Consider the following 3,641-nt stretch of genomic DNA (forward strand, 5'->3'; position numbering starts at 1 on the left):
GAAGATCCTTGCCATCAACGGGAGCCCCCGGACACTCCGGAGCACCACACGCCAGCTTGCCCAGTTTGTTCTTGATGGAGCCGCTGAAGCCGGGGCAGAGACAGAGATGATCGATCTCTGCGACCTGAAGATTACACCCTGTACCGCGTGCGAGGGCTGCTCATTCAACGGCATCTGCGTGTTCGATGACGACCTGCCGGTGCTCGTGGAGCGGATGAAAGAAGCGGACGGGATCATCTTTGCCTCCCCCGTGTACATCGATAATGTCTCCGGCCAGATGAAAATTTTCTTTGACCGGCTGGCAGACGCAATCCATTACCAGCTCCTTGCAGGAAAGTACGGCTGCTCGGTTGCAAGCACGCACACCTCCGGTGGCGATGAGGTTGTCGCGTACCAGAACCACGTGCTCAACTATCTTGCGGTGGTCTCCGTGGGCGGCATCAGCGTGGCAAATGGTGGCGACTCCTGTACCGTGGACGCACAAGAAGCGGATGCAAAGGCGCTCGGGAAAAAACTCTGCGCTGCAATAACCAGCGGCTTCTCCGATCCAAAGCAGGAAGCGGAGATCATCGACAACCGGGAATTTTTCCGGGATATTGTTGTTGAGAACAAGGATATGCGCACGGATGAATACGAAAGGTGGGTGAAGATGGGCTGGATCCCTTGATGGAGAACAGACACGGGTTCCTTTCTGCAAAACAATTTTATAATTGTCCGGTTGAGGGCTCTTAAGGATACCATGCGCTCAAGGGACAATGCTGTCAGCGAAATTGCCGCCGAACTCCTGATTATCTTCCTTGTACTAATCCTTAGTGGTATTGTTGCAGTAATGCTCTTCGGTGTCATGCCCTCAATCCCCAGAACCGCGTATCTTGCAACGGAAGGCTCTTACAAGGTTATGCCGAATTATTCCGCAATTGCCATCCACCATCGGGCAGGTGATTCGCTGCACTTCTCCGGAACCAACCTTGTATCGTTTCCCGCAGAGATTCAGGTCGATACCCCCTCGGGCTCGTTCCGGGCAGTCCCTGATTCTACTGCCGCTTTGTTCCAGGCAGGAGATACCATTTATATCTATTATACCGGCACCGGTTTCCTCATCACCAAGGATCTTTCAGGCGTCACTGCAATCCCGCTCCCTGCAGGGGAAACCCGGGTCCGCATCATTGATTCCACGGCCAATCTCCTGATCACCACGTGGCCCCCGCTCAGGTACGAGTCTACCCAAACAGTATCTGCAACAGTGACCCCGACACCCACGGTGACAGTGAGTACGACCCCTACCGTTACTGTAACCATAACTCCAACGGCGACCACAACTGTCACTCTGACACCCACGGAAACAATAACCGTGACAGCCACTCCGACAAATACAACAACGCCGACTCCTACAGCTACTGCAACAGCTACACCGACTGCAACAGCTACACCGACTGTAACAGCTACACCGACGCCAACGCCAACATCCACTACGTTCGGAGTTACGGTGAGCTGGTCACCCGGAGGCGGAGGGGTGGGTTGCGGTTCAATCTCTCCCCCGACATGCCTGACAAACGGGCAGGTTGTGGCGGTCACCTCCGGCAGCAGCCAGACGTTTTACTTTATTCCCGGTGCTTCAAATAAAGCAGTGAGCACGATTACCCTTGACGGAGTGACCGTGTATACCGGCTCCGCAAAAGGGGTTACAATCCCGTATACGGTATTAAATGTCGTCTCGTCTCGTACCCTTGCGGCAACATTCGGATGAGCGATATTCCGACAGCACAAACGTCTTCTGTGAGGTCAAGAGTGAAATTTTTAACTCTGCAACCATTATTGAATAGCATGGACACTGCCCCTGCAAGGAGTTATTGCGGAATACCGTTGAGATATACCATTATCTTCATTCTTTCTCTTGTCGTCTCCCTTCTTACCGTCTATTGTCTGGAAAATGGTATCCAGATCGTTTTCACTCACATGTTCTATGTCCCGATCATCCTTGCGGCCTACTGGTTCCAGAGGGCCGGTATTCTGTACGCAGTGGGAATGGGCCTGCTCTATCTCAGTCTTGTCGAGGTGATCTCCGGGTACAATCCGAATAATGTCATCGCGGCCATCGGTCGATTTGTGGTCTTTGTCATCATCGCAGCCGTGGTTGCCGTCCTCTCGATGAGGCTCTCAACCCAGCAGGAAGAGGTCGGGCGATCGGAGGAAAAGTTCCGCACGATCTGGGAGCAGGTTCAGGCCGGAATCATCCTTGTTGACGCTGAAACACATGAGATCATCTCAGCCAATCCTGAAGCGGAACTCCTGATCGGGTATCCGGAAGAGGAGATGAAGGGGCGGACCTGTCACCAGTTTGTCTGTCCTGCCGAAAAGGGGAAATGCCCGGTTTGTGACCTGAACCAGAAAATCGACCGGTCTGAACGCGTTATCCTGAACCGGAACAGAGAAGAAATCCCGGTACTGAAGACGGTGACGGAAACGACGCTTGACGGTAAAAGGGTCCTGATTGAAAATTTCATTGCCGTCACCCGGCATTAACTGCACGGTTCTCTGCCATGATATCCTCTGAAAACCGTGTGGTGCGGGATATCGCAATAAAAAAAGAAGATTGATCAGTAGTTCTCCGCCAGCAGCTCGAAGTGCGCCTGCGGATGGTCGCAGACCGGGCACGTGGCGGGAGCATTCTTTCCGCTCAAGACATGCCCGCAGTTCCTGCAGTGCCACTGGGTCGATGATGCCGATTTGAAAACCTTGCTCTTCACCACGTTCTCGTACAGTTTCCGGTACCGGGCCTCGTGGTGGGCCTCGACCTTGGCGACATTGGTAAAGAGGCGGGCGATCTCGGGGAACCCTTCCTTCTTTGCAGTTGCAGCAAAGTCCGGGTAGAGCGTTCCCCATTCCATCTTCTCGCCGTCAGCCGCGGCCTTGAGGTTCTCCTTCGTTGTCCCGATTACACCGGCTGGATACCCTGCTGTTATCGTGACCTCCCCTCCTTTCAGTTCCTTGAAGAAGAGCTTCGCGTGCTCCCGCTCGTTTGCCGCGGTGTCCTCAAAGATTGCTGCGATCTGTTCGTATCCTTCCTTCCGTGCAACGCTTGCAAAGAAGCTGTACCGGTTCCGTGCCTGCGATTCTCCGGCGAACGCCGCGAGCAGGTTCTTCTCGGTCTTGCTACCTTTAAACTTCATGATACGATCACCTGAATGTTTTTCATCATGACGGAAATACTCTCCGGTGATAACAGGATCTGATGGGAGACCCGGTGATCCTCCTTGTTGTGATAAAACGCGATCTTGATAACAGCGAACGATAAACAGACAGGTTGAGATCCCGTATGATGCGACCCGGCCCCCTCCTGATCATCGGTCTTTGCTTTGTTGCCGGTAGTGTCCTGCTTGCCGCAACCCTGGTTGCCACCGGAGCGAATACCCGCGATACCATAAGAATAACCTATGGGCTTGACAGTCAGCTCCCGGCCCCCCGGTACTATACCGGCATCGATTATGATACCCTCTCGTCCAATGATCACCTCACGGTCATTCCCCTGAAGAGCTACCGGCAGCAGGTGACCAATTACAGCTGCGGGGCGGTTGCAGCGATGACCGTGATGTCCTATTATGGAAGACCGGTCAATAACACTGACACCGAAGAGGTCATGC

At 53.7% G+C, this 3,641-nt stretch carries 5 protein-coding genes; 4 read left to right on the forward strand and 1 reads right to left on the reverse strand.

All coding sequences use genetic code 11. From position 1 onward, the window contains the following. From CW742_RS08780 to CW742_RS08790, 3 genes are all read left to right on the forward strand, one after another. The coding region (locus CW742_RS08780) for a flavodoxin family protein (RefSeq protein WP_292419271.1) at window positions 1-667 on the forward strand (667 nt) is incomplete at its 5' end. 72 nt (window positions 668-739) lie between these two features. Continuing rightward, on the forward strand, window positions 740-1,747 hold the full coding sequence (locus CW742_RS08785; RefSeq protein WP_292419274.1) for a type IV pilin: 1,008 nt from the start codon (window positions 740-742) through the stop codon (window positions 1,745-1,747). Between the two features lie 116 nt (window positions 1,748-1,863). Continuing rightward, a complete protein-coding gene (locus CW742_RS08790) occupies window positions 1,864-2,523 on the forward strand; it encodes a PAS domain S-box protein (RefSeq protein ID WP_292419276.1) in 660 nt (219 codons plus the stop codon). Between the two features lie 74 nt (window positions 2,524-2,597). Here the strand turns inward: CW742_RS08790 and rbr are convergent, their stop codons facing one another. Further along, window positions 2,598-3,170, reverse strand: coding sequence for a rubrerythrin (gene rbr, locus CW742_RS08795; protein ID WP_292419279.1), 573 nt, complete (start codon window positions 3,168-3,170; stop codon window positions 2,598-2,600). Window positions 3,171-3,316: 146 nt separating this feature from the next. On the opposite strand from rbr, the gene CW742_RS08800 reads away from it, so the two are divergent. Next, window positions 3,317-3,641 (forward strand): hypothetical protein (locus CW742_RS08800; protein ID WP_292419281.1); only part of this gene is annotated, 325 nt, incomplete at its 3' end.

Origin of the sequence: Methanoregula sp. (genome assembly GCF_002835825.1) — an archaeon.
GTDB lineage: Archaea > Halobacteriota > Methanomicrobia > Methanomicrobiales > Methanospirillaceae > Methanoregula.